This is a genomic window from Corynebacterium sp. HMSC076D02, from assembly GCF_001813815.1.
Lineage (GTDB): Bacteria > Actinomycetota > Actinomycetes > Mycobacteriales > Mycobacteriaceae > Corynebacterium > Corynebacterium simulans.
In genome coordinates this window covers 204,051-227,447 of sequence record NZ_KV814043.1, presented here as the reverse complement: position 1 = coordinate 227,447, position 23,397 = coordinate 204,051, and the positions used below count along the sequence as shown (strand labels likewise).

At 59.6% G+C, this 23,397-nt stretch carries 20 protein-coding genes and 1 pseudogene; 11 read left to right on the top strand and 10 right to left on the bottom strand.

What is annotated here, in order from left to right; all coding sequences use genetic code 11:
• Positions 1 to 51 precede the first annotated feature (51 nt).
• Positions 52 to 501: a PH domain-containing protein gene (locus tag HMPREF2935_RS03300; protein WP_070731977.1), complete on the top strand. Its 450-nt coding sequence runs from the start codon at positions 52 to 54 to the stop codon at positions 499 to 501.
• Positions 498 to 1,961, top strand: coding sequence for a PH domain-containing protein (locus tag HMPREF2935_RS03295; RefSeq protein ID WP_246817771.1), 1,464 nt, complete (start codon positions 498 to 500; stop codon positions 1,959 to 1,961). Before HMPREF2935_RS03300 ends, HMPREF2935_RS03295 begins: the two co-directional genes overlap by 4 nt.
• Before the next feature lie 246 nt (positions 1,962 to 2,207).
• On the opposite strand, the pseudogene feoB reads toward HMPREF2935_RS03295, so the two are convergent.
• From feoB to HMPREF2935_RS03275, 3 genes and pseudogenes are all read right to left on the bottom strand, one after another.
• A pseudogene (gene feoB, locus HMPREF2935_RS03285) lies at positions 2,208 to 4,154 on the bottom strand (ferrous iron transport protein B).
• Positions 4,155 to 4,156: 2 nt separating this feature from the next.
• Positions 4,157 to 4,423 carry a FeoA family protein gene (locus tag HMPREF2935_RS03280; protein WP_061920677.1) on the bottom strand — a complete coding sequence of 89 codons (267 nt, stop codon included), beginning with the start codon at positions 4,421 to 4,423 and terminating at the stop codon, positions 4,157 to 4,159.
• A 78-nt stretch (positions 4,424 to 4,501) separates the two neighbouring features.
• Positions 4,502 to 4,972: a tRNA (cytidine(34)-2'-O)-methyltransferase gene (locus tag HMPREF2935_RS03275; protein ID WP_061920678.1), complete on the bottom strand. Its 471-nt coding sequence runs from the start codon at positions 4,970 to 4,972 to the stop codon at positions 4,502 to 4,504.
• Between the two features lie 24 nt (positions 4,973 to 4,996).
• Here HMPREF2935_RS03275 and HMPREF2935_RS03270 point away from each other — a divergent pair, with 24 nt between their 5' ends.
• Both HMPREF2935_RS03270 and HMPREF2935_RS03265 read left to right on the top strand, forming a co-directional pair.
• Positions 4,997 to 5,854 (top strand): bifunctional methylenetetrahydrofolate dehydrogenase/methenyltetrahydrofolate cyclohydrolase, encoded by an 858-nt coding sequence (locus HMPREF2935_RS03270; protein WP_070731973.1) that lies wholly within the window; start codon positions 4,997 to 4,999, stop codon positions 5,852 to 5,854.
• Positions 5,855 to 6,181: a DUF3017 domain-containing protein gene (locus tag HMPREF2935_RS03265; RefSeq protein WP_061920683.1), complete on the top strand. Its 327-nt coding sequence runs from the start codon at positions 5,855 to 5,857 to the stop codon at positions 6,179 to 6,181.
• On the opposite strand, the gene HMPREF2935_RS03260 is transcribed toward HMPREF2935_RS03265, so the two are convergent.
• From HMPREF2935_RS03260 to HMPREF2935_RS03250, 3 genes are all read right to left on the bottom strand, one after another.
• A complete protein-coding gene (locus tag HMPREF2935_RS03260) occupies positions 6,178 to 7,329 on the bottom strand; it encodes a homoserine O-acetyltransferase MetX (protein WP_061920685.1) in 1,152 nt (383 codons plus the stop codon). The genes HMPREF2935_RS03265 and HMPREF2935_RS03260 overlap by 4 nt on opposite strands.
• Before the next feature lie 13 nt (positions 7,330 to 7,342).
• Positions 7,343 to 8,680: an O-acetylhomoserine/O-acetylserine sulfhydrylase gene (locus tag HMPREF2935_RS03255; RefSeq protein ID WP_061920687.1), complete on the bottom strand. Its 1,338-nt coding sequence runs from the start codon at positions 8,678 to 8,680 to the stop codon at positions 7,343 to 7,345.
• 143 nt (positions 8,681 to 8,823) lie between these two features.
• Positions 8,824 to 9,033, bottom strand: coding sequence for a hypothetical protein (locus HMPREF2935_RS03250; protein WP_070518484.1), 210 nt, complete (start codon positions 9,031 to 9,033; stop codon positions 8,824 to 8,826).
• Positions 9,034 to 9,436: 403 nt separating this feature from the next.
• On the opposite strand from HMPREF2935_RS03250, the gene HMPREF2935_RS03245 reads away from it, so the two are divergent.
• Genes HMPREF2935_RS03245 through HMPREF2935_RS03235 form a run of 3 tightly spaced genes read left to right on the top strand, consistent with a single transcriptional unit; the run spans position 9,437 to position 13,581 of the window.
• Positions 9,437 to 12,085, top strand: coding sequence for a nitric-oxide reductase large subunit (locus HMPREF2935_RS03245; protein WP_070731971.1), 2,649 nt, complete (start codon positions 9,437 to 9,439; stop codon positions 12,083 to 12,085).
• A 9-nt stretch (positions 12,086 to 12,094) separates the two neighbouring features.
• A complete protein-coding gene (locus HMPREF2935_RS03240; protein ID WP_061920693.1) occupies positions 12,095 to 12,742 on the top strand; it encodes a hypothetical protein in 648 nt (215 codons plus the stop codon).
• A complete protein-coding gene (locus tag HMPREF2935_RS03235; RefSeq protein ID WP_061920695.1) occupies positions 12,742 to 13,581 on the top strand; it encodes an SPFH domain-containing protein in 840 nt (279 codons plus the stop codon). The genes HMPREF2935_RS03240 and HMPREF2935_RS03235 overlap by 1 nt, the downstream gene beginning before the upstream one ends.
• 166 nt (positions 13,582 to 13,747) lie before the next feature.
• Here the strand turns inward: HMPREF2935_RS03235 and HMPREF2935_RS03230 are convergent, their stop codons facing one another.
• Positions 13,748 to 15,064, bottom strand: coding sequence for a MocR-like pyridoxine biosynthesis transcription factor PdxR (locus tag HMPREF2935_RS03230; protein WP_070498673.1), 1,317 nt, complete (start codon positions 15,062 to 15,064; stop codon positions 13,748 to 13,750).
• An 81-nt stretch (positions 15,065 to 15,145) separates the two neighbouring features.
• On the opposite strand from HMPREF2935_RS03230, the gene pdxS reads away from it, so the two are divergent.
• From pdxS to HMPREF2935_RS03215, 3 genes are all read left to right on the top strand, one after another.
• The gene (gene pdxS / locus HMPREF2935_RS03225) at positions 15,146 to 16,054 is read left to right on the top strand and encodes a pyridoxal 5'-phosphate synthase lyase subunit PdxS (protein WP_061920831.1); all 909 of its coding nucleotides are present in this window, start codon (positions 15,146 to 15,148) and stop codon (positions 16,052 to 16,054) included.
• 49 nt (positions 16,055 to 16,103) lie between these two features.
• Positions 16,104 to 16,697, top strand: coding sequence for a pyridoxal 5'-phosphate synthase glutaminase subunit PdxT (gene pdxT / locus HMPREF2935_RS03220; protein ID WP_070732147.1), 594 nt, complete (start codon positions 16,104 to 16,106; stop codon positions 16,695 to 16,697).
• Between the two features lie 86 nt (positions 16,698 to 16,783).
• Positions 16,784 to 17,800 carry an HNH endonuclease signature motif containing protein gene (locus HMPREF2935_RS03215; RefSeq protein WP_070732145.1) on the top strand — a complete coding sequence of 339 codons (1,017 nt, stop codon included), beginning with the start codon at positions 16,784 to 16,786 and terminating at the stop codon, positions 17,798 to 17,800.
• A gap of 66 nt (positions 17,801 to 17,866) precedes the next feature.
• On the opposite strand, the gene HMPREF2935_RS03210 is transcribed toward HMPREF2935_RS03215, so the two are convergent.
• Positions 17,867 to 19,921 carry a M3 family metallopeptidase gene (locus HMPREF2935_RS03210; protein WP_070731969.1) on the bottom strand — a complete coding sequence of 685 codons (2,055 nt, stop codon included), beginning with the start codon at positions 19,919 to 19,921 and terminating at the stop codon, positions 17,867 to 17,869.
• A gap of 78 nt (positions 19,922 to 19,999) precedes the next feature.
• Here HMPREF2935_RS03210 and HMPREF2935_RS03205 point away from each other — a divergent pair, with 78 nt between their 5' ends.
• Entirely contained in the window at positions 20,000 to 20,782 is a 783-nt protein-coding gene (locus HMPREF2935_RS03205) for a MerR family transcriptional regulator (protein WP_070731967.1), read from the top strand.
• Between the two features lie 109 nt (positions 20,783 to 20,891).
• On the opposite strand, the gene HMPREF2935_RS03200 is transcribed toward HMPREF2935_RS03205, so the two are convergent.
• Together HMPREF2935_RS03200 and HMPREF2935_RS13160 are read right to left on the bottom strand one after the other, a co-directional pair.
• Complete coding sequence (locus HMPREF2935_RS03200) at positions 20,892 to 23,078, bottom strand: NADP-dependent isocitrate dehydrogenase (protein ID WP_070432703.1); 2,187 nt, start codon at positions 23,076 to 23,078, stop codon at positions 20,892 to 20,894.
• A gap of 72 nt (positions 23,079 to 23,150) precedes the next feature.
• On the bottom strand, positions 23,151 to 23,397 hold a 247-nt coding region (locus tag HMPREF2935_RS13160; RefSeq protein WP_168166286.1), incomplete at its 5' end, for an SIP domain-containing protein.

Genomic DNA, 23,397 nt, shown 5'->3' with positions numbered 1-23,397 from the left:
ATCTGAGGCTTTGTTAGCATAGGCGGCATGCGCTCCGCCCTTCCTCCAGACATGCATCCGGTCTCCCGGAAGCTGACCACAGCTCGCTATATTCACCACCTGAGCTGGTCGGCAGGCTTTGCTATCGCTTTCGCGGTTGCGGGATACTTCGCCAGCTCATTTTGGTACTGGTTCGCCGGAGCCTGGGTAGCGTGGTTCGTCTACTTGCTCTGGCTCATCCCCGCGCAGGTGGCGAATATGGGGTGGAAGGAGACCGACGATGAGCTGGTGATTACCCGCGGCAAGCTGTGGTACCGCCTGACCATTGTTCCGTTCGGCCGCATCCAGTTCGTGGACGTCTCCGCCGGCCCCATCGAGCGGTCCTTGGGGCTGAAAAGGGTGAAGATTCACACGGCGTCGACAAGCTCAGATGCGAAAATTGCAGGCCTTTTAGCCGCTGACGCCGATGCATTGCGCGAGCGCCTCGCCGTGAAGGCACGCGAGAGGATGAGCGGACTGTGAGCGGACGGCACCGGATGGGCAAGGACCGCGCCGCGGTTGATAGGGAAGGCTATCGCCGTGTGCACCGGCTGACGCCGCTGCTGCGCTTTTGGTCGGTTATCTTCGCGTTTCTGGCCATTTTCGTGCTCAACTTCAACGTGGAGATGCTCTCCGACATCGCGGCCTACCTACGCGGCGGGCACTGGAGTGACATTGGCTTTGGAACGCTCGCGGGGCTCGGCGGCTTCGTCGTGGTCTGCCTGGGCATTTGGTATGTCTCCGCCATCTGGTGGCGCAAGCTGGGCTATAAGCTCGGCCCCGATGAGGTGGCGCTGCGTCATGGCGTGATTTCCACGTCTTTTCGCTCCGCGCGCTATGACCGTATCCAAGCGGTAGACGTGGTGGAGTCCGTCATCGCGCGGTTATTTGGTCTGGCTGCAGTGCGCGTGGAAACAGCCGGCGGCACGGCCTCTGTCATTGAGATTTCCTTTCTGCGCAGGCAAGAGGCCATGGCGTTGCGCGAGGAGCTTCTGACCCACGTGCATAGCCGTTCGGCGGTGTCGGAGGATGCCGGTTCCGAGGCGGTCGGGCAGGTAGCTCCGGCGGAAGAGCAGGGCTGGCAGCTGATTCCGGAAATCCCCGTCGGTCGCACGCTGGCGGCGGAGGCGCTGCGTTTGCCCACGCTGATTGCGGTTGTAGTCATGGCGATTTTCCTCGCTCTGCCGGATTTCCGCGCCGCCACGGTGCCCATCGTGGTGGGCTTTGTGCCCAATATTTGGAATCTCATTGATACCTCGTGGCGCTTTCAATCCCGCTACGACGGCTACGATGAGGTACTCAACATCTCCTACGGCTTGGCTGACCGCCGCCGCCAGACCATCCGCCGTTCGCGCATTCACGCGGTGCGGGTTACCCAGCCGCTGCTGTGGCGCATGTTTGGCTGGTACGAGGTGCAGGTTTCCGTGGCCGGGTACGGCGCGGTGGGCGGCGGCAAGCAGTCGGGCTCCACGCGCATCTTGCCGGTGGGCACGCGGGAGCAGGCGCTGCGCGTACTAGAGCTGGTCTCCGATCTTGATGCCGCGCAGATCGAGTATTACGCCCAGCCAGAGGGGCACACCCACCCCACCTATGTGTCGCCGCGTAAGGCCTGGTTGGCCTCGCCGGTGGATGTGCGCCAGCAGGCGGTCACGTTGGTGGGCGAGGACGTCGCCGTTGTGCATTCAGGAAGACTGTCGCGTCGGGTGATGGTCGTGGGCACTCCGCATATCCAGGAACTGACGGTCCAAGCCGGCCCGCTCAATCAGCTGCTGGGTGTGCAAAACATCCGCTTCGATCTGGTTAAGGGTCCCGTTGGAATGGCGGGAAAGCAGCTTGCGCTTGCCGACGCCGCCGAGCTTCTCACCCGCCTGCGGCAACGCCAACTGCCTTCGATGGAGCACGAGGCTACGATGCCGGCGCCGGGCGAGGCCGGCGCAGACTAAGCAAGACTGGACCGCGCTTTCGTCCGGGGTTGGCGGAGGCTGTGCCGCAGTGGGCTGCAGCAGTACAGGAACCGCATCCGCTGGTGGGGCAGGAGTTGAGCGTTTCGGCGTTTAGCTCCCCGGTGGAGAGCAGGTGTGAAATCACAAGATTGACCGTGCCGATTTTAAGGCCCGTTACGTGCGCGATTCCGGCGCGGGTGGTGGTGCCGGAGGAAATCGCGTCCTTTACCTGAGCAATGGGCGAGGTCATAGCAGCCTCAAGAGCTGGAAGGCGACCACGGCCAAGGCCCAAGCGGTAAATAGTTGCACCGCGAAACCGAAGAGTGTCCAGCGCCAGCCAATCTCCCGTTTCTGGGCAGCCAGCGTTGCCACGCATGGGGTATAGGCGAGCAGGAAGAGCATATACGCCCACACTGCAGCGTTCGTATGTCCGTCGGAGGCTGCGGCGAAGTCGGCGCGCACCTTCTCGCTTAAGGGGCTCGATGCCTGTTCTTAGGGTGCGGCGTCGGTGACGTCGTCTACTGCGTAGGTCTGCGACCACGTGGAAATCAGTGCTTCCTTGGCCACAACCCCCGTCACTAGCGGGCCCGCGAGCGACCAAGAATCAAAGCCCGCCGGGGCAAAGGCCGGAGCGATGCTGCGCGAGATAGCGCCATAAGCTGAATCCTCAGGAGCTGGCGACTTGTAGTCAGACAGGGAAACCCCATCAGCGCCTACGGGAATCGCCATGAGCAGCCAGATGACCACCACCGTGGAGACGATGATGCCGCCGGCAGTCTGCAGAAATCCCTTCAGCCTCGTCCACATCACCGACATGGCGAGGCGGAAGGTGGGAAGTTGGTACGTCGGAAGATCGATGACCAGCGGGTCCTGCGGCACAGCCCGCCACAACGTGCCGCGCAGCACCAATCCCACCAGAATAAGCAGAGCGATGGAGATGACGTACATACAAAAAACGACGCTGCCGGCATGACCTGGGAAGAAGGTCTCCGCCAGCATCACGAAGACCACCAACCGGGCAGAGCAGGAGGTAAACGGGAGAAGCAGCGAGGTCATGATGCGATGCCGCGGCGAACCCAGCACGCGGGTCGCAGCAATGGCAGGAACGTTGCAGCCAAAGCCTACAACTATAGGTAAAAATGCCTTGCCTGGCAGGCCGATGGCGCGCATGAAACGGTCCGTAACCACTGCCGCGCGGGCCATATAGCCAGAATCCTCCAGCACGGCCAGGCACAAAAACATCAGCGCCATCAGGGGTGCAAAGGTGAGGACCATGCCGACGCCGCCAATAAGGCCGTCGACAAGCAAGCCCTCTACCAGCGGATGCTGAAGGCCGATTGCCTCCAGCAGGTGGCGTGCTGCGTCAGAGATGGGCCCTGAGACGAGCGCCTCCAAGCCGTCTTGCAGAGGAGCGGCCACCGTGGTGGTTATCTGAAAGACTAGCCACATCACCGCGAGGAAAAGCAACGGGCCCGCTACCGGGTGCAGCGCTATCGCATCTAGGCGCTGCGAACGCGTGACCGGCTGGGACTGCGTGTGCACCGCTGCTTTGGTGGCGGCGTCGAGATCCGCAAAGCGGGCGTCGATGCTGGCGTCTTCGCGCAGGACCTGTGGCTCCTTAGTGAGGGAAACCTGCACCGTCTCACGCAGGCGCTCCAATCCTTCCCGCCGGCGGCCATCCACACAGACCACCGGGATTCCCGTGGCCCTCGCGAGCGCATCGGCATCCACCTGTAAGCCCTGGTCTTGTGCCACGTCCAGCTTGGTCAGCGCGATGCTGAGCCGGTAGGGAAGCTCTGCGAGCTGAAACGCCAAGTTGAGCCCGCGCGCAACCGCAGTCGCGTCGACCACGACGATGACGTGATCGGGGCGCTCGGCAGGGGCGGCGTCGTAAAGCATGGTGCGCGTGAGCGCCTCATCCGGGCTGAGCGGATCCAAAGAATAGCTGCCGGGGAAGTCAATGAGATCGGCAACCTCGGCCGGGCAACACGAATGCGCAATATTCCATGCGCCGCGGCTGACCTCCACGGTCGTGCCCGGCCAGTTGCCGGTCTGCACCTTCGAACCGGTTAGCGCATTAAAAAGCGTAGACTTGCCGGAGTTCGGAGCACCCACCATGGCGATGATGGCAGCGCCCGCGGGAGCCAGCGCCCCGCCCGGATTTCCATGGCAGCTGGGCGTTACAGCACTCATCACTAAACCCCGATTGATTGCAGCGTCTGGCGGTCAATGGCGTAGCGGCAGGAGCCAACCGCGACGATGCGCGCGCCACCTGCCACATGCGCGCCGACGGTTAGGCATGCTCCCGGGCGGATGCCCAGCTCGCCCAAGCGGCGGGCCATGGCCGGATTATGCACGCAATCCAGGCATTCGGGGCGCAGGGTAACAGTAGAACCGACCGGCAGGGAGTAGGCCGAGTTGTGGGAGGTCGACTCGCCTGAGCGTACGTGCAAAGGCAACATGACTAGGCATCCTTTCAAATTCGGTTATAAAGTTACCCTAACCGAATGATGGTTTACCTAATCGTTGTGACAATTGTCCTAGACAGCGCCCTTAAACCCCAGCTGGCGCCAAGCCTCATACACGGCTGTCGACGCCGCGTTAGACAGGTTCATCGAACGGCGCGCCGGGACCATCGGGATGCGCACCTGCTCGGTGATACGTGGGTGATTAAGATGCTCTGGCGGCAAGCCGGTGGGCTCGGTGCCAAAGAGTAGGACATCGCCTTCTTGGAACTCGACGTCCGTGAACCACTTATCGGTATGCGTGCTAAAAGCAAACACGCGCGCGCCGGGCAGTGCGTCCATGCAAGCGTCGAAGTCCTTGTGGATGTGCAGGTCAGCAAGGTCGTGGTAGTCCAGGCCGGCGCGCTTTAGGTGCTTGTCATCGAAGTTGAATCCGAGCGGTTCGATGAGATGCAGGGACGCTCCAGTGACGGCGGCGGTGCGGATTGCGTTGCCGGTATTGGTGGGGATCACGGGATTATCAAAGACGATGTGCAGCTGGCTCATGGGCATAAGTCTAGGATGGAGCGCATGAGCGCAACCAAACTAGATGGCAAGTTGTACCGCGACGAGATCTTCGCGGATCTGAAAACCCGCGTCGAGGCCCTCAAGGAAAAGGGCATCCAGCCTGGCCTGGCCACCGTGCTGGTGGGCGATGACCCGGGCTCGCATTCCTATGTGAAGATGAAACACCGCGACTGCGAACAGCTGGGAATTAACTCCATCCGCAAGGACCTTCCGGCGGATATTAGCCAGGAGGAGCTGGAAAAGGTCATCGACGAGCTGAACGAAGACGACGGCTGCACCGGCTACATCGTGCAGCTGCCGCTGCCGAAGCACCTGGATGAAAACAAGATCCTGGCCAAGATTGATCCGGAAAAAGACGCCGATGGCCTGCACCCAGTCAACCTGGGCAAGCTGGTTTTGAACGAGGATGCCCCGCTGCCGTGCACCCCGAATGGTTGCATTCACCTGCTGCGTCGCTTTGGCGTGGAGCTGGATGGCGCGAAGGTCGTCGTCATCGGTCGTGGTGTGACTGTTGGTCGTCCGATCGGCTTGATGCTTACCCGCCGCAGTGAGAACTCCACCGTTACGCTCTGCCACACCGGCACCAAGGACTTGGCCGCTGAGACGCGCGCTGCCGACGTCATCATCGCAGCGGCCGGCAAGGCACATATGCTCACCGCAGACATGATCAAGGAAGGCGCCGCGGTTCTCGACGTCGGAGTTTCCCGCGTTGATGGCAAGCTGGCTGGCGACGTCGCACCAGACGTCTGGGACAAGGCCGGCTTCGTCTCGCCGAACCCGGGCGGTGTCGGCCCGCTGACCCGTGCCTTCCTGGTGTCCAACATCGTGGAGCGCGCAGAAAAGCTGGCGGGCCAGCAGTAGATGGCCCCGGAGCTAAACCTCGATAACCCGCACGACGCCAATCTGCGGCCCTCCCGCCTACCCGCGTCAGTGCAGTGGGCGGCCGTGGGGCTATTTTGTGCCGCCGTTGCACTTTCTGCGGTTTTTGCGATTTCCGAGCACTGGCGCCGCGCCACGGTAGTCCTTGGTGCAGGCCTGCTTTGGCTTTCGTTGGTGCGGCTTAGCTGTGACTCGAAAATCGTCGGCATCCTCGCGGTCCGCTCGCGCCGTTTTGATGCGTGCTTTAGCGGCGTTATTGGTGCCGTGATGGTGTTTTTGTCGGTTTCAGTCGATGCGTTGGGGTCTTAGATGTAGTACTCGCTGCCGCTAAACGCCGTTTCCAACTCCAGTCCGTCAGGTGCCGAGAGCGTAAGGAAGTTACGCAAGATTCGGTCCATCTGGCGGGCTTCGGCCAAGAAAGCATCGTGGCCGACGGGGGAGACGATTTTCGCCATGGCCAGCAGGTTGCCAATGTTGCGCGAGATATGTTCCTGCTGGTGATACGGGTAGAGGATGTCCGTGTCCACGCCGACTACCATCGTGGGAACAGTCGATGTTGCTAGCGCTTTGTTGAGGCCGCCGCGGTCGCGGCCGACGTCGTGGCGGTTGAGCGCCTCCGTCAGCGTTACATAGGAGCCGGCGTCGAAGCGGCGGGCGAGTTTTTCTCCCTGATAGTCCAAGTAGGAGTTGACCGCGAAACGCTGGTTCCCCGCGCGGTAAGGCCCGAGCGGATCCTCGCCGCGTTGTGCCTGGACGCCGAAGCGCTCGTCGATTTCCTGTTCGCCGCGGTAGGTGAGGTGGGCAATCCGGCGCGCGGCGGCGAGCCCTTCGCGAGGCGTTTTGCCGCTTGCGTAGTAATCCCCGCCGTGCCAGAACGGGTCGCGCTCAATGGCAGAAATCTGTGCGGATTGAATGCCAATCTGCCAGCCCGAAGCCCGCGCTGATACCGCAATGACGCAGGCCGCGGTTATGGATTCCGGGTACAGCAGCGTCCACTCCAGTGTGCGCGCCCCGCCCATGGAGCCACCGATGATGGCATGGACCTGGGTGATTCCGAGGACTTCTAGGAATTGCCTTTCCGCTCTCACCAAATCTCGAATCGATAGCGCGGGGAAGCGCGAACCCCAGGCACGGCCGTCGTCGGGATGCGCGCTGGCGGGCCCAGTGGAACCAGCACAGCCGCCCAGCGCATTGGTGGCGATCACGCACCATTTCCGCGTATCCAAAGCCTTGCCTGGGCCCAGCAGGTCGGCCCACCAGTCGGCCACGTTGGAATCGCCGGTCACCGCATGCTCGATGAGCAGCACGTTATTCTTGCCGTGCGGGTCACCGGCGAATTCGCCCCACCGTTGATACGCGATACGCACCTCGGGAATTTCAGCGCCTGCTTCAGTACGCAGCTTGCCGACGCCGACTTCTTCGAGCTCACCTTCACAAGCCAAGTTGGGCACAGTCATGGCGACTTCTTGATTAGATGGCCGCGAAGCCGCGCTCGAGGTCAGCGATGATGTCGTTGATTGCTTCGATACCAACGGAGAGGCGAATCGTGGCCTGGGTGATGCCAGCTACCCGCAGCCCCTCCTCGTTGGATTGCGAGTGGGTGGTGGTAGCCGGATGCACCACAAGCGAACGGGTATCGCCGATGTTGGCCAGATTGGAATGCAGCTTGAGGGAATCGATGAACTTCCAGGCGGTTTCTGTGGCCGCTGCGGGTTCGCCTGACTCGGTGGCCACTTCGAAAGAAAGTACCGAACCGGTGTATTGGTAGCCGAGCCTTTCCTTGGTGGTCTTATACGGGCTCGAGTCGAGGCCGGCGTAATTGACCTTGGCCGCCTTCGGATGCGCCTCGAGGAATTCCGCAACTGCCTGGGCATTTTCGTTGTGGCGCTGCACGCGCAGCTCCAAAGTTTCCAGCCCGGTTAAGGTCAGCCAAGCGTTGAAAGGCGAGACTGCGGCGCCCGTATCGCGGAGGATGCCAGCGCGGGCGCGCAGTGCGAAAGCCGGTTCGCCGAGGTCTGCGAAGCGCAGGCCATGGTAACTTTCGTCGGGTTCGGTGAAGAACGGAAACACCGGCTTGCCGTCGCGCTGAACGGTCCAGTCAAAGGTGCCGCCGTCGACGATGACGCCACCGATGGCCGAGCCCGAGCCGGAATAGAATTTGGTGGTGGAGGCGACGACGACGTCCGCGCCGAGCTCTAACGGGCGCGCCAGTGCCGCGGTAGCGATGGTGTTGTCCACAATCAGCGGCACCTGGTTTGCATGCGCTACCTCAGCGATTGCCGGAATATCCAGCACATCTGCCACCGGGTTGCCGAAGGTCTCTCCATAAAAAGCCTTGGTATTTCCGCGCACAGCGCACTGCCATGACTGCGGATCATCGGGTTCCTCGACCAGAGTTACTTCAATGCCGAGACGGTGCAGCGTATGGGTAAAAAGGCTATTCGTTCCGCCATAGAGGCGAGGGGAGGCCACGATGTGGTCGCCCGCGCCAGCCAGCGTTTCGATGGCGGCGGTTTCTGCCGCCTGGCCAGAGGCAAAGGCGACTGCGGCTACGCCGCCTTCGAGCGCCGCTAGACGACGCTCGAGTGCGTCCACCGTGGGATTTGTCAGCCGGGTGTAGATGGGGCCGGCGTCGGCAAGCGCAAAGCGAGCGGCGGCATGCTCGGCCGAATCAAAGACGTAGGAGGTGGTTTGGTAAATCGGAATGTTGCGAGAGTTGGTGGAGCCGTCGAGATCCTGGCCTACGTGCAGGCAGCGGGTAGCGAGGGCGAGGTTTTCTAAGTTGCTGGTGTCGTATTTTGTAGCCATGAGCAAAGACTAGACCAAGCGGTTCATAATGGGCATGGATGTGGAGAAAATTTGACGTTTGCCCAGCAAGTGAAATGAATAAAAACAGACAAAGCGGTCGGCAGGTAGCCGACCGCTAGTCGCGGTGTGAGTTTAGCGCGTGTCTATTTTTGGGAGCCCGCGCGCTGATGGATGAGGTACCAGCCGCCTAGGATTCCGCCGAAGAGTAGTAAGGCAGCCGCAATGAAGACCATTGCGACCGTGACGGTTTGGTGTGGGTCGTTCAGAAAAATCATCGAAACAATCGCCGCAAGGAAGATGGCGGCAAAGAGGGTGATTAGCCAGTTGCGCTTGGTGTGCTCTGCGAAAGTCATGCTTAAAATAATACGACAAAATCCGAATTAAACAACTTTTGAGGTTGGGGTTGGTGGCGTTAACCTCTATGTACTCTGATTTTTGCAGTGCTTTGCGAATGGTGATCGAATTAACATCGTTGGGAAATCGCTTTAAAGATAAAGCAAATCGGGAGGTGCGGTCGACGTGCATTATTGCGTTTTACTTGGGGAGATATAAAAATTAGCTGAAAGTCAGCAATGGGGGAATGGTCTAGCTATTGGCGGATGTCAACCTTCCGTATGACCGCCTTTGGGGAAGGTGGGCGCGCGCCCAGCTATTTAACTCTAGTTTTTCCGTCCATAATCGGTGTGGGTGCCTTCTGCCTCGGGACACCTTGGCGCGCAGTCTAAGCGTCAGCACATTGAGAAGACAGGAAAATATATGTCCACCACTACTAGCCACGAGGACCGCCGCAAGCCGGTCCTTAAGCTCAGCAGCGTGTGGGTGCAGGGCGTCGCCTTAGTCATGATCTTTGGCTTTCTAGTCATGGGTTTCTTGGCGTACCGCACTTACAACGCGTCTATGCCTCTTCCGGAAAAGATTGTTTCCGAAACCACCGGTGAGACCATCCTGACCAAGGATGAGATTCTGAACGGTCAGGCTCTCTACCAAACCCGCGGCCTGCAGCAATACGGCTCCGTCATGGGCCACGGCGCCTACTTAGGCCCTGACTACACGGCGGAATACCTCCGCATGTCTTTGGATAAGGCACGCGAGCTTAACGACGCCAACGGTTATCCCGATTTCATCTCCCCGGACGCGACTCCAGAAGAAGCAGTCCAGCAGGAGTTCCGCACCAACCGCTACGACGAAGCAACTGGTGTACTGAAGTGGACCGATAACCAAATCGCTGCTTTCGAGTCCAACAAGGACTACTACGCGAAGTACTTTGGCGAAGACTCTCATAACAAGGGACTTCCATCTGAGTTCATTACAGACAAAAAGCAGATCAACAACCTTGTTGGTTTCTTCGGTTGGACTGCATGGGCTTCTGCGGCAGAGCGCCCGGGCCACGATTACTCCTATACCAACAACTGGCCGGCTGAGCCACGCGTGGATAACGGCCCGACCGCAGACCTCGTGGTCTGGTCTGTGCTCTCGCTCATCGCGCTGATCGGCGGCACCGGCCTTATCTTCGCGATTTATGGCCGTTGGTCTAAGTCCATTGGTTGGCACGCAGAAGAGGCGCCAAACCTCGACTTCACCCAGCCGGGCGAGGTAGGTCTTACCAAGTCGCAGAAGGTCGTGGCATGGTTTGTCCTTGTCATCGCATTGCTCTTCCTCATCCAGGCGCTCCTGGGTGCAGCCTCACAGCACTACCGCACGGAGCTGACCGGCTTCTTCGGTATCCCATTGCAGGAAATCCTGCCGTATAATGTCTCGCGCACCTGGCACCTCCAGCTGTCGCTGCTATGGACTGCAGGCGGCCTGCTTGCTGCCGGTATTTTCTTGGCCTCTTTCGTGGGCAAGAAGGAACCGAAGAAGCAGCACTGGCTGGTTTGGTTCCTGCTCGGTGCCATCGCGTTTGTGGTCTTTGGCTCCATGGCCTTCGAGTGGCTGTCTACCATGGGCTACATCAAGGAAGGCACCCTGTTCTCCCAGCAGTGGGAGTTCCTTGACCTGCCGCGCTTCTTCCAGATTCTGCTCACTGTGGGCATGTTTGTCTGGATTGGCATCATCTTCCGCCAGCTGCGCGGCCGCCTGAAGTACGAACACAAGTCCAATATGCCGTGGCTGTTCTTCTACGCCGGCATCGCCATCCCTGCTTTCTATGCAGTGGGTAACCTGGCTGGCTCCGAGACCCATATCTCTGTTGCCGAGTTCTGGCGCTTCTGGGTCGTCCACCTGTGGGTGGAGGACTTCCTCGAGCTGTTTACCACCGTGATGGTGGCCTATGTCTTCGTGCTTCTCGGCGTCATCCGCGAGAAGATCACCCTCGGCATCATCTTCTTGGACATTATTTTGTACTCCACCGGTGGCGTTTTGGGCACTATGCACCACCTGTACTTCTCCGGTACCCCGGTTGAGCACATGGCACTTGGCGCTTTCTTCTCTGCTGCCGAGGTCGTGCCGCTGACCCTGCTGACCGTTGAGGCTTGGACCTTCATGCAGCTCGGTTCCCGTCAGCGCGCCTCCGGCGAACGCCCATTCCCACACCGCTGGGCAGTTATGTTCCTGGTTGCAGTTGGCTTCTGGAACTTCTTGGGCGCCGGCATCTTCGGCTTCCTAGTCAACCTGCCGATCGTCTCTTATTACGAGATCGGTACCGCGCTGACCGCAAACCACGCACACGGCGCAATGATGGGTGTATACGGCTTCCTGGCCGTCGGCCTGTCCGTATTCGCGCTGCGCTACCTTATCCCGAAGGAAAAGTGGTCCGATAAGGCTATGGCCTGGTCATTCTGGCTGCAAAACATCGGACTTTTGTGGATGGTTGTTATCTCCCTGCTGCCACTTGGTGTCATGCAGCTCTACGAATCCGTGGCTTCCGGATACGTCGAGGCACGTTCCCTGGGCTACATCACCGAGCCTGGCAACTTCATCATGGAGTGGCTGCGCATGCCTGGCGACGTCATGTTCTTAGCCGGCATCATCCCGTTCCTATGGATGGCGCTCAAGGGCGTGCTGTTTAACAAGGAAATCCCGACCATCGAAGAGCACCCGAAGGATCCGCTGTTTAGCATCATCGCGCCTGACGACGACGACCACGCCGGCGAGGTGCCCGTCGCGGGCGCTGCCTCCAGCGTCGGCCTTGTCTCCGGCGGAAAGGGTCGTGTGGATACCCGCGACGGCGTGCACAGCACCGGACGCGTGGCAGGCCGCCGCTATGGCTACATCGACGAGCGTGGTGCCTTCGTTGAAGAACAAGCCCCGGACTCGGGCCGCGGCGATTCTGCTGCTTCTGGCCCACAGGACCCAGAGTTCGAATCGCGCACCAAGTGGGGCGGAACCTACCGCTCCGACAAGCGGGCGGACGGTAATCCTGGCCAGAAAAGGTCAAATCAGAATAAACCGGATCAGAAGAAGTAGGGACACATAATGCAAGCTCCAGGAATCTTTACCCTCCTGGCGGTGTGCTACGGCCTGTTTCTGCTGGTCGTAGCGTGGGGCTTTGATGCAATGGCGAAGCAAACCGCCAACCGCACCATGGCTAACCGCGCTGGCACTTTCCGCTACTTGGAGGAACACGACGCCTGGCAGTGCCCTGAAGATCAGTGGCTTTGGCCGTCGAGCTTTGACCCGGAAAACCGCGTCATGCGTTACCGCGCCAACCCCACGGTGTGCAATACCTGTCCAGTAAAGGATGCCTGCACGGTCTCCCACCATGGCAGGGAAGTCACCCGGCAGCTCGACCCATGGCCACACTCCGACTCTGGTCGTTTCCACCGCGGAATTGCCCTCGCGGTGGCCGCTATGGGCTACCTGCTCCCGCTGTCGTCCCTAATTACCAACCACTCGCTGTCCGAGGTGCTTATCACCCTTGCCACCGTCTTGGTGATTACCGGTCTTGGTGTCTATCCGTTGGCACGCCACCTGTGGAATACGCCATCGAATGCGCCGCAGATCGTCGTCCCCGAAATGGACAACCGTGAAGCCGAGCTGGCCGCCCAAATCGACCGCTATGGTTCGAAGTACGGCAAGTCCAGCCGTTATCGCTCGGAACGCAAGAAGGAAGAAGCTAGCTAATGTCAGCACTCGTTTTCTGGCCGATCGTCATCGGCATCATCGTCGCGCTCATCATCGTCTTTTTGATGTACTCGCTGAAAGTCATCAAACAGTACGAGCGCGGAGTGGCCTTCCGATTCGGCCATCTGCGTCCGCTCATGGAGCCGGGCCTGCATTTCATGTGGCCGGGCATCGATAAGCTCGAGCGCGTGGACCAGCGTGTGGTGACACTTACCATCCCGCCGCAGGAAATCATTACCAAGGACAACGTCTCCGTGCGCGTGAACGCCGTGGTCATGTTCGAGGTGACGGATTCGCTCAAGGCCGTGCTGGAAGTGGAAAACTATGCCGTCGCTACGTCGCAAATCGCGCAGACGACTCTGCGTAGCCTGTTGGGCCGCGCGGATCTCGATGATCTCCTCGCACACCGCGAAGAACTCAACGAGGATCTTGCGAATATCATCAACGGCCAGACCGAGCGCTGGGGCGTAATCACCCGCATCGTGGAGATCAAGGACGTGGAAATCCCAGAAATGATGCAGCGTGCCCTTGCCCGCGAGGCAGAAGCCGAGCGTGAGCGTCGCGCCAAGGTCATCTCCGCACACGGCGAACTTCAGTCCTCCCGCGAGCTGCGAGAAGCCGCGGAGGAGCTGGGTAAGGCTCCTGCGGCTTTGCAGCTGCGCTACCTGCAGACGGTGCTGGAGTTAGGCGCAGACCAGAACTCCACCATCGTCTTCCCACTGCCGATGGACATCATGGGTGGCTTCATGGATAACCTCGGCACCTTCTCGAAGGGATTTAAGGATTTCAACGAGAACTTCTCGCAGCTAGCCGGCGCTAAAAAGGCTGAGGATAAGTAACGTCCTAGGCAGCCGCAGTAAACCGTTAGCGCAGCAACTAAAGGGTCACGTTCTATGCGTGGCCCTTTCGGCTTTTCCTGCACGCGGCTCAGTGCCGCCAGGCATGCTCGTAGGCAGGTTGGCTGCGCACGCGCATGAGTGCGCAATCAGTGCGAGATCCTACCCATTAAAGAGATGCGGCTTCTGCGACCGCAGCGAGTGCTAGCGCCAATTCCAAGTCGCTGAGGTGGCCAAAGCCCAATACGACTCCGTTTGGTGCTTTCTCTCCGCCCCAGTAATCAGCTAGTGCAGTAAGTCCGATTCCCTGTTCCGCTGCCCGTGTGACCACCGCTGCCGCTGGGCGTTCGCAGAGCAACACAGCGTGCAGACCACCGCGAATTGGTAGCAGCTCGACGCCAGGTAGCGTGCGGAAGGTGGCGGTGACTAGGTCACGGCGGCGTCGGTAAGCGCGGCGCATTTTGCCGGTGTGACGGCGCAGCGCACCGCTGGCCATAAACCCCGCCAACGCATCTTGGGTAATAGAGCTCACGGGCTGCCCAAAAAGCTGACGCTGCTGCACAAGCGGCTCGCGCAGGTGCTCCGGGACGACGAGATATCCACAAGCGATGGTCGGGGAGATCACCGAGCTAAACGTGCCCAACAGCGCCGTGTGCTCGGGCTCGAGGGCAGTCAGCGCGGGCAAAGGTTGGCCTACGTAGCGCAGTTCGGAGTCGAAATCGTCCTCAATGATGAGTACCCCCGTCTCCCGTGCCCACCGCACCAGCTCCGTTCGACGAGCAGCCGAGAGGGAATCGCCGTACGGATATTGATGGCTCGGAGTGACGATGAGCGCATCTAGGTCCGTTAGCGGAACACGCACACCCTCTGAATCGGTAGGTACTTCCACGAGGGTATGGCCTAAAGCCTCCGGTACCTTGCGCAGACTGGGATAACCCGGCGATTCCACGCCAATACGCAGCTGCTTAGCGACGCCCCGCAATAACAACGCAAGCCCCTCACGCGCACCGGCGGTGACGAGGATGCGATCCGGATCTACCGCAAGGCCGCGCATGTGGCGGAGGTGGTGACCGATTTCTTGGGTTAGAAGGGGAGCGTTGGCAAGCGCGGCGGCGTTGCGCCAGGCAGCACGCCATTCGGGGGTGATGAGGCTCGTTGTATCGGGTAGGCCGGGGGTTAGCTCCACCCGGTTGAGGGGCGGTGGGGTGTGCGATTTCGGGGCGGTCGCGGGGGCTTTGGTGGGGTGGAGGCGAGGATTGATGCGGGTTCCGGAGCCGGTGCTTGCGATGAGGTAGCCCTCGGCGATGAGTTGATCGAAAGCGGTTACCACAGTTCCGCGCGAGACGCCTAGCTGCGCCGATAAGGTGCGGGTTGAATCTATCTGCTCGCCTGGCAGCAGTGCGCCAGTGGCAACCATCTCGCGGATGGCTGCCGCAATCTGCACTGGCAGCGTCCGCGAATCGTCCGGGTCGAGGCCTAAATTCATATCCTCATCTTAAAGTGGTCTAATCCAAATGGCCTAGATTGGACCTTGTTGTGGACCACTTTATGCGGTTCGATGATTCGCATGGCTGAAAACAAGACTGAAAATACTTCCAAGATTGCAACCACCCGCGTCAAGCGCGGCCTCGCGGATATGCTTAAAGGCGGCGTCATCATGGACGTCGTTACCCCGGAACAGGCAAAGATCGCCGAAGATGCTGGTGCTGCCGCCGTCATGGCCTTGGAGCGTGTGCCAGCGGATATTCGCGCGCAGGGCGGCGTCGCTCGTATGTCGGATCCGGACCTTATTGAGGGAATCGTCGATGCAGTTTCCATCCCGGTGATGGCAAAGTCTCGTATTGGCCACTTCGTTGAAGCTCAGATCCTGGCTGAGCTCGGTGTGGACTTTATTGACGAGTCCGAGGTTCTATCTCCGGCCGATTACGTCAACCACATCAACAAGTGGGACTTCGATGTGCCTTTCGTCTGCGGTGCTACCAACCTGGGTGAAGCGCTGCGCCGTATCACTGAGGGTGCTGCCATGATTCGTTCCAAGGGCGAAGCCGGCACCGGCGACGTCTCCGAGGCAGTAAAGCACCTGCGTACCATTCGTGGCGAGATTGCCCGCCTGCAGCACCTGGATCGCGATGAGCTGTATGTCGCAGCCAAGGAGTTGCAGGCTCCGTACGACCTTGTCGCAGAGGTGGCAGAGACAGGCAAGCTGCCGGTCGTGCTCTTCGTTGCCGGTGGTGTCGCAACGCCTGCCGACGCCGCACTCGTCCGTCAGATGGGCGCCGAGGGCGTCTTCGTCGGCTCCGGTATCTTCAAGTCTGGCAATCCGGCTGCTCGCGCGGAGGCCATCGTTAAGGCGGCCACGCTGTATGACCAGCCGGCTGAGCTGGCGAAGATTTCCCGCGGTCTCGGCGAGGCGATGGTAGGCATCAACGTAGCTGACGTTCCGGCTCCGCACCGTTTGGCTGAACGTGGCTGGTAAGACAGATACGGCGGAAAAGGCGGATAAAGCGGCGAAGCCTGGCAAAGCGCTGACGATTGGCGTGCTGGCCTTGCAAGGCGGCGTCGAGGAACACGTTGCGATTCTGGAATCTCTCGGCGCACACGTAACCCGCGTGCGCTTGCCCCGGGATTTGGATGGCCTTGAGGGCATCGTGTTTCCAGGCGGCGAGTCTTCCACCATCGACCGCCTTGCTCGCGCCTTCGAGCTTGCGCAGCCGCTTCGCGACGCCATCCGTGCCGGCCTGCCCGTCCTCGCCACCTGCGCCGGACTGATTTACTCTGCCCGTGAACTGGAGAATCCGGCGCCTGGGCAACAGAGCCTCGGTGTGCTTGACGTCGTCGTGCGCCGCAATGGATTCGGTAACCAGCGCTTCTCTGAAGAGCGCACTGTGCCCGTGCGCTTGGATGAGGAGGATCTGGTTGTGGAGGCGTCTTTCATCCGCGCGCCTATTGTTACCTCGCATGGCGCAGGGGTGGAAGTAATTGCCACCGTTCCTGAGAGGGACGGAACTCCAGTTGTCGTGGGAGTACGGGAAGACAACGTCATCGCTTTGAGCTTCCATCCAGAAGAAAATGGCGATGACCGCATCCACGCGCGGTGGTTGGCAGGCTTAAGCGTGTAGCTTTAAACCGCCAGATAGCTGCGAATTTGACCATCCTGGGTTCCAAGGCGTTGTGCCTGGTAGAAGGCCTGGGTAGCTTGATGGCTATGAGCCTTAAGACATACCTTGCAGCACTCAGCCGAGGCGTTGACCTCGTCGCTGAGTGCGAAGGCATGTCTGCCGCACAGCTGATTTCTTTAGGTGCCACGTCTGCTGATGCCGCCGAGCTTCTGGCGCTCCACAGCACCTATTTTGGGCCGACGTCGTTTAGCAAGAAGCAACGCACCGCCGTTGCACACGCGCGAAACCAGCAGCATAGCCTGAGCACCCTGCGGCGCATCGAACATTTTGTTTCGCGAGTTAAGAAGAAAGTTGCGGCGTGGAATTTGCGCGTCGAACTCTGCGCGGCGGCGTCGCCAGAGATAGAAAGGCTCGCGCGCAAACGCCTCAAGGAGATGCAGCCGCCGCGGGTGGCATCTGAACGTGCCACTTTGCGCCAGCACCCCAACGGTCTGGCCACGCTGACCGTCACTGGTTCTTCGATGGGAATTACGGATGTATTCAAAGGCATCGACCAGTCTCGCCCTGGCGCGAGCTTCTTGGAGTCGCAGTCCGAGGGTGGAGTGCGCACGCAGGCTACCACGATGGTGGTAGTCCGCCTCGAGGATTATTGCGAGCTGCAGCGCGGTAATGGTCGCGGTGATGGCGATGTTATTTTGCGCACTACCTCCGGTGCCACAATGACTGGTGCGGAGTATCTTGAGCGCACCTTTTCCGGCGAGGGATTCGTTACCCTGATTAGCCGCGAGGAAGGGCCGGTGGATCTATACCGCATGTCGCGCTTTGCCTCGACGAAGCAGCGAAAGATGCTGTCGGCAGAAAACCCCACCTGCGCCTGGCCGGATTGCAAAGTTCCGGCTGAGCGTTGCCAGATACACCACATCGAGCCTTGGGTACACGGTGGCGAAACCAACGTTTCAAATATGGTTCCACTGTGTTCCTATCACAACGGTGTAAACGGTGATGACCCGAATGCGCCTCCCGAACGCGGGCGCATGCTCCGCATCGGCGGGCGGGTGGCATGGCAGCCACCGTACGAAGCTCCGCCTACCTTCGTTACCTAGCAGTAACCCAGCTGTAATTGCCAGAACTAGCGCAATCGCTTAGGAGATTGCGCCTACACGCATGCCTTAAGCACCAGCGAGGCCGCGGCGCTTGAGCAGCGGCTCGACGTCCTTGTCTCGGCCACGCAGTTCGCGGTAGGTTTCGGTGAAATCGCGCGATGCGCCCTTGGACAAGATGAGCTTCCGGAACTTCTCGCCAGCTGCACGAGCTTGCTCGTCCGAGTCACCGGCGCCTTCTTCCTTGAACCAAGAAAATCCGTCGGCGTCGAGGACCTCGGCCCAGAGGTAGGAGTAATAGCCTGCAGAGTATCCGCCGGCGAAGATGTGGTTGAAGTACTGGGAACGGTAGCGCGGCGCGATAAGCGGGTTGTTCAGCCCGGCCTTGGCTAGGGCTTGCTTCTCGAACTGCGCAATCTCCGCCGCCTTGAGGTCTGCGGTTTCGTCAAATGAAAGCGAGTGCCACGCCAAGTCCACAATCGAGGCCGCTAGGTATTCCACTGTGGCAAAGCCCTGGCCGAACTCGCTGGCTTCTGAAACTGCCTGCAAGAGTGCATCGGGGATGACCTCGCCGGTATCCACGTGGCGGGCGTAACGCTTCACCAGTGCCGGCTCCAATGCCCAGTTCTCATTAATCTGCGAGGGAAACTCGACCCAGTCTCGGGGGACGTTTGTACCTGCGAAAGTGGGGTATCGGACATCCGAGAGTAAACCATGCAGCGCATGGCCAAACTCGTGGAAGACGGTGCGCAGCTCGTCCAAGCTCAGCAGCGGCTGTGAACCATCGGCCGGCTTGGTAATTCCCATGACGTTCACGATCACCGGTTTGCGCTCCAGCAGACCTGCCTGACCCACAAACTCGCTCATCCATGCCCCGCCGCGTTTGGTGGGGCGGCCGAAGTAATCAGTGACAAACAGGCCGATGCCATTGTCCTTGTCCGCTGCGGGATCCTGGCCCTCGTCGAAGACCTCCCACACGCGCACGCCCTCGGCATATCCCTCCAAGTCATCACGTGGGACAACCACGATGCCGTAAAGACGATTTGCAGCAGCGAATACGCCTTCCTCCAAGACCTGTTCGAGGGGGAAGTACTTGCGTAGTTCTTCCTCGTCCAGCGAAAAATCGCGAGCACGCACCTGCGACTCCCAATACGGCCAATCCGCTGCGCCAAAGTCCTCATCGCGCAGGCTCGCTGCCTCGGCGAACAACTTCTGTTCGCCTTCTGCGTTGGCCTCAGCCGCAGGTGCTAGTTGGAAGAGCATATCGCGAGCTGCCTGGGCATTTCCTGCAGTTTCCTCAGAGATGACGTAGTCCGCATGCGAGGCAAAACCCAAAAGTTCTGCGCGTTCGGCACGCAGCTGCACCGCCTCGATGAGACCTTCTGCGTTTCCTTCGCCGCGGCGAGCAGACGCCTCATAAAGCTTCGCACGAGCCTCCGGCTGCACGAGACGGGCCTGCTCCGATTGCACAGTTGGCAGCTCTAGAGGAATCACGAAGCCTTCACGACCCAGAGCTTTTGCATCCGCGCTCGCAGAGGCCTTCCGCTCCTCCGGCAGGCCTTCCAACTCCTGTTCCGTGAGCTCCACCGCGAGTTTTCGGGTTGATTCCATCAGCGTGCGGCCGAATTCCTCAGACAGAGTCGAAAGACGCTGATTGATTTCCGAAAGCCGGGCCTTGCTTGCGGAATCTAAGTCCGCGCCTTTGCGAGCAAACGTACGCAGCAAATGAGCATATAGACGCTGGGATTCCTCATCCTTGGGCACGTCTACGCCCACTTCCTTCAAACGGGCGTAGAGAACCGCATTTTGATAGATCGCATCTTGATGGGCGGAAAGCTCTGGCCACAGCTGCGAACCGATGGCCTCCATACCGTCGGTGATATCGGTTCCGGAGAGATTCGCAAAGACAGCAATGACGCGTTCCAGGTCTTGTCCGGAGCTCTCTAGTGCCTCGACGGTGTTTTCCCACGTCGGGTCGGCGGGATTATCTACGATGGCGGCGATTTCGGCATCGTGAAGCTGAAGAGCCTCGTGAAATGCTGGGAGTAAGTGCTTTTCTTTAATCTCGGCAAAAGGTGGCAATTGGTAGGGCAGAGTAGACGGAGAAAGCAGTGGATTATTCATAAGTGAACAATGTACCCAATAAGGGGCTGAAGCGGAGTGAGTTGACTCTCACGCGACGTAAGGGAGTGAAATTTTGGTATGAGCACACACATGGAAGTAGGCGAAGCCGCAGAATTTCTGGGAGTCAGCGTACGTACTCTGCACTACTGGGAAGAACGCGGACTTGTTATACCGAACGCTCGTACGTGGTCTAACTACCGGCTTTATTCGGAGCAAGACATCGCACGGGCGCAAAAAGTTGTGGTCTACCGCGCTACGGGGATGCCGCTTAAAGATATAGCTGCGGCCTTGGAAGCGGGAGATAGTCCGGTGGAACACCTACGCCGCCAGCGGACGATGCTCATGGAAAGACAACGCCGCCTTGATGAACAAGTGCGCGCACTCGATATTCTTTTGGAGGAAACCATGAATAACAACAATCTCTCGGTTTCGCAGATTGCGGCAGTGCTTGGCGATAGTTTCGCCGAACACCATGCCGAAGCCGAAGAAACCTATGGCGATACGGAAGACTGGGCTATCTCCCAGCGCAATGCAGTCCGCCGCAACGTGGCAGACTGGGAAGAGCTTAAGCAACGCCATGAAAAACTCGAGCGTGAGCTAGCCGCTGCTTGTACGGCCGGAATGGACCCCACGGCGCCGGAAGCTTTACAGCTGGTAGAGCGACACCGCGAATTGTTAGGTGAGCACTTTCCAGTATCGAAGTCCAAACATGTGCTTATCGCGCGCGGCTACACCGCCGACGAGCGTTTCCGCGCTCACTACGATTCCCAGGCGCCAGGTCTTGCGCAGTGGCTCCAAGACGCGATTAACGCCGCCGCACACGCCGCGGGAATCGACCCAGGCACCGCGCAATGGCGTTAGTGATGCTCAAACGCACCAAGCAAGCCTAAGCACCGAGCTCAACTCAGCGCCGTACTCGAGCAACAAAAAGGCTCCCCTCCGTAAGAGAGGGGAGCCGAATTGTTACGGTTTACTTCTTCAGACCGTCAATGATCTCGTTGAAGGCAGCAACCGGGCGCATGACGGAGGAAATCTTTTCCTCGTCCGGTGCGTAGTAGCCGCCCAGATCAGCTGGGGAGCCCTGAACATCGAGCAGACCCTGCTGGATCTCGTCCTTCTTAGCCTCGAGTGCCTCAGCAACCGGCTTGAAGGTCTCGGCCAGCTCAGTATCTTCGGTCTGAGCAGCCAGCTCCTTCGCCCAGTTGAGGGTCAAGTGGAAGTGAGAACCACGGTTGTCGTTCTCACCGACCTTACGGGACGGGGAGTTGCCCTCGTCGAGGAGGGTCTCGGTGGCCTTGTCGAGGGCGTCGGCAAGTACGCCTGCCTTAGTGTTTCCGTGCGCATTGAGCTCGTGGCGGAAGGACTCAGCCAGAGCAAGGAACTCGCCCAGGGAATCCCAGCGCAGGTGGTTTTCTTCCTCAACCTGCTGAACGTGCTTCGGAGCGGATCCGCCTGCACCGGTCTCGAAGAGGCCGCCGCCAGCCATCAGCGGAACCACAGACAGCATCTTTGCGGAGGTGCCGAGCTCGAGAATTGGGAACAGGTCGGTGTTGTAGTCACGCAGCACGTTGCCGGTGACGGAGATGGTGTCTTCGCCCTTACGGATGCGCTCGATGGAGATCTTGGTTGCCTCGACCGGGGAGGCGATGGAGATATCCAAGCCCTCGGTGTCGTGGTCTTGGAGGTACTTCTCAACCAAGGAGGTGATGTTGCGGTCGTGTGCGCGCTCCGGGTCCAGCCAGAAGATGGTCTTCATGCCGGAAAGGCGAGCGCGGTTAACAGCCAGCTTGACCCAATCCTGGATCGGAGCATCCTTGGTCTGGCAAGCGCGCCAGATGTCGCCTGCCTCGACGTCGTGCTCGATGAGGACGTCGCCAGCGGAGTTAGTCAATTGCACGGTGCCGTTCTCCGGCACCTTGAAGGTCTTGTTGTGGGAACCGTACTCCTCAGCCTTCTGAGCCATCAAGCCGACGTTCGGAACGGTACCCATGGTGGAAGGATCGAAAGCGCCATTCGCCTTGCAATCATCGATAACTGCCTGGTAGACGCCAGCGTAAGAAGAATCAGGGATGACAGCCAAGGTGTCCTGCTCTTCATCATTCTTGTTCCACATGTGGCCGGAGGTGCGGATCATGGCCGGCATGGAAGCGTCGATGATGACGTCAGATGGGACGTGCAGGTTGCTGATGCCCTTAGCGGAGTTGACCATAGCCAGGTCCGGACCATTTTCGAGAGCAGCGTCGAATGCGGCCTTGATCTCTTCGCCATTCTCGAGGGACTGCAGGCCCACGTAGATAGCGCCAAGGCCGTTCTCACCATTGAGACCAGCGGCCTCAAGCTGCTCGCCGTACTGTGCAAAGACATCAGCGAAGTAAGCACGCACAACGTGGCCGAAGATGATCGGGTCAGAGACCTTCATCATGGTGGCCTTCAAGTGAGCAGAGAAGAGAACGCCCTCTTCCTTAGCGCGTGCAACCTGAGCCTTCAGGAACTCATCCAGAGCCTTTGCGGAAATGAAGGTGCCGTCAACAACCTCGCCCTTTAGAACCGGCAGCTTCTCCAACAGGACGGTCTCAGTGCCGTCCTCAGCAACGAGCTTGATGGAAAGGGTGTCATCCTGCTCCAGGATGACGGACTTCTCGTTGTGACGGAAGTCGTTATCAGACATGGTGGCCACGTTGGTCTTGGAATCAGCAGACCAAGCGCCCATCTTGTGTGGGTACTTCTTCGCGAAGTTCTTCACTGCGATGGGAGCGCGGCGGTCCGAGTTGCCCTCACGCAGCACCGGGTTCACAGCGGAACCGGTAACCACAGCGTAGGCCTCCTGCGCGTCCTCGTAATCCGGGACGTCGTAACCTGCAGCCTGCAGCTCAGCGATTGCCTTCTTTAGCTGGACGAGGGAAGCGGAGATGTTCGGCAGCTTGATGATGTTAGCTTCCGGAGTCTTAGCCAGCTTGCCCAGCTCAGCGAGGGCGTCTTCGACCTTCTTGTCGCCGAGGCGCTCCGGGAACTGCGCCAGGATGCGGCCGGCCAGGGAGATATCGCGGGTTTCTACCTCGATGTCTGCGGTGGAGGCGAAGGCCTCAACAACCGGCTTGAAAGAGTAGGTTGCAAGCAGCGGAGCTTCGTCCGTGCGGGTCCAGATAATCTTTGCCATGATTCTCCTAATTAAAACGTGAAAATGTTTCAACCTACCAGAATACCTACTTAGTATTCGCGGCGTTGACGACTACCCCTCAGAGACCCCACGCTTCCAATATCCCATGAAAGACACAGCCGAACGGGGCACGCCGGCCTCTTTAACCAGCAATCGACGCATACGCTTGACGACGCCGCTTTCTCCCGCAATCCACCAATACGCATCGCTTGCAGCGCGCTCGCCTAGTTCTTCACCGGAAGAGGAATAGGCGGGGGTTTCCCAGAGGATTTCGCGCTCCACGACGCTGCTTAAGGAGTTCGGTTGTAAGTCTTTATCG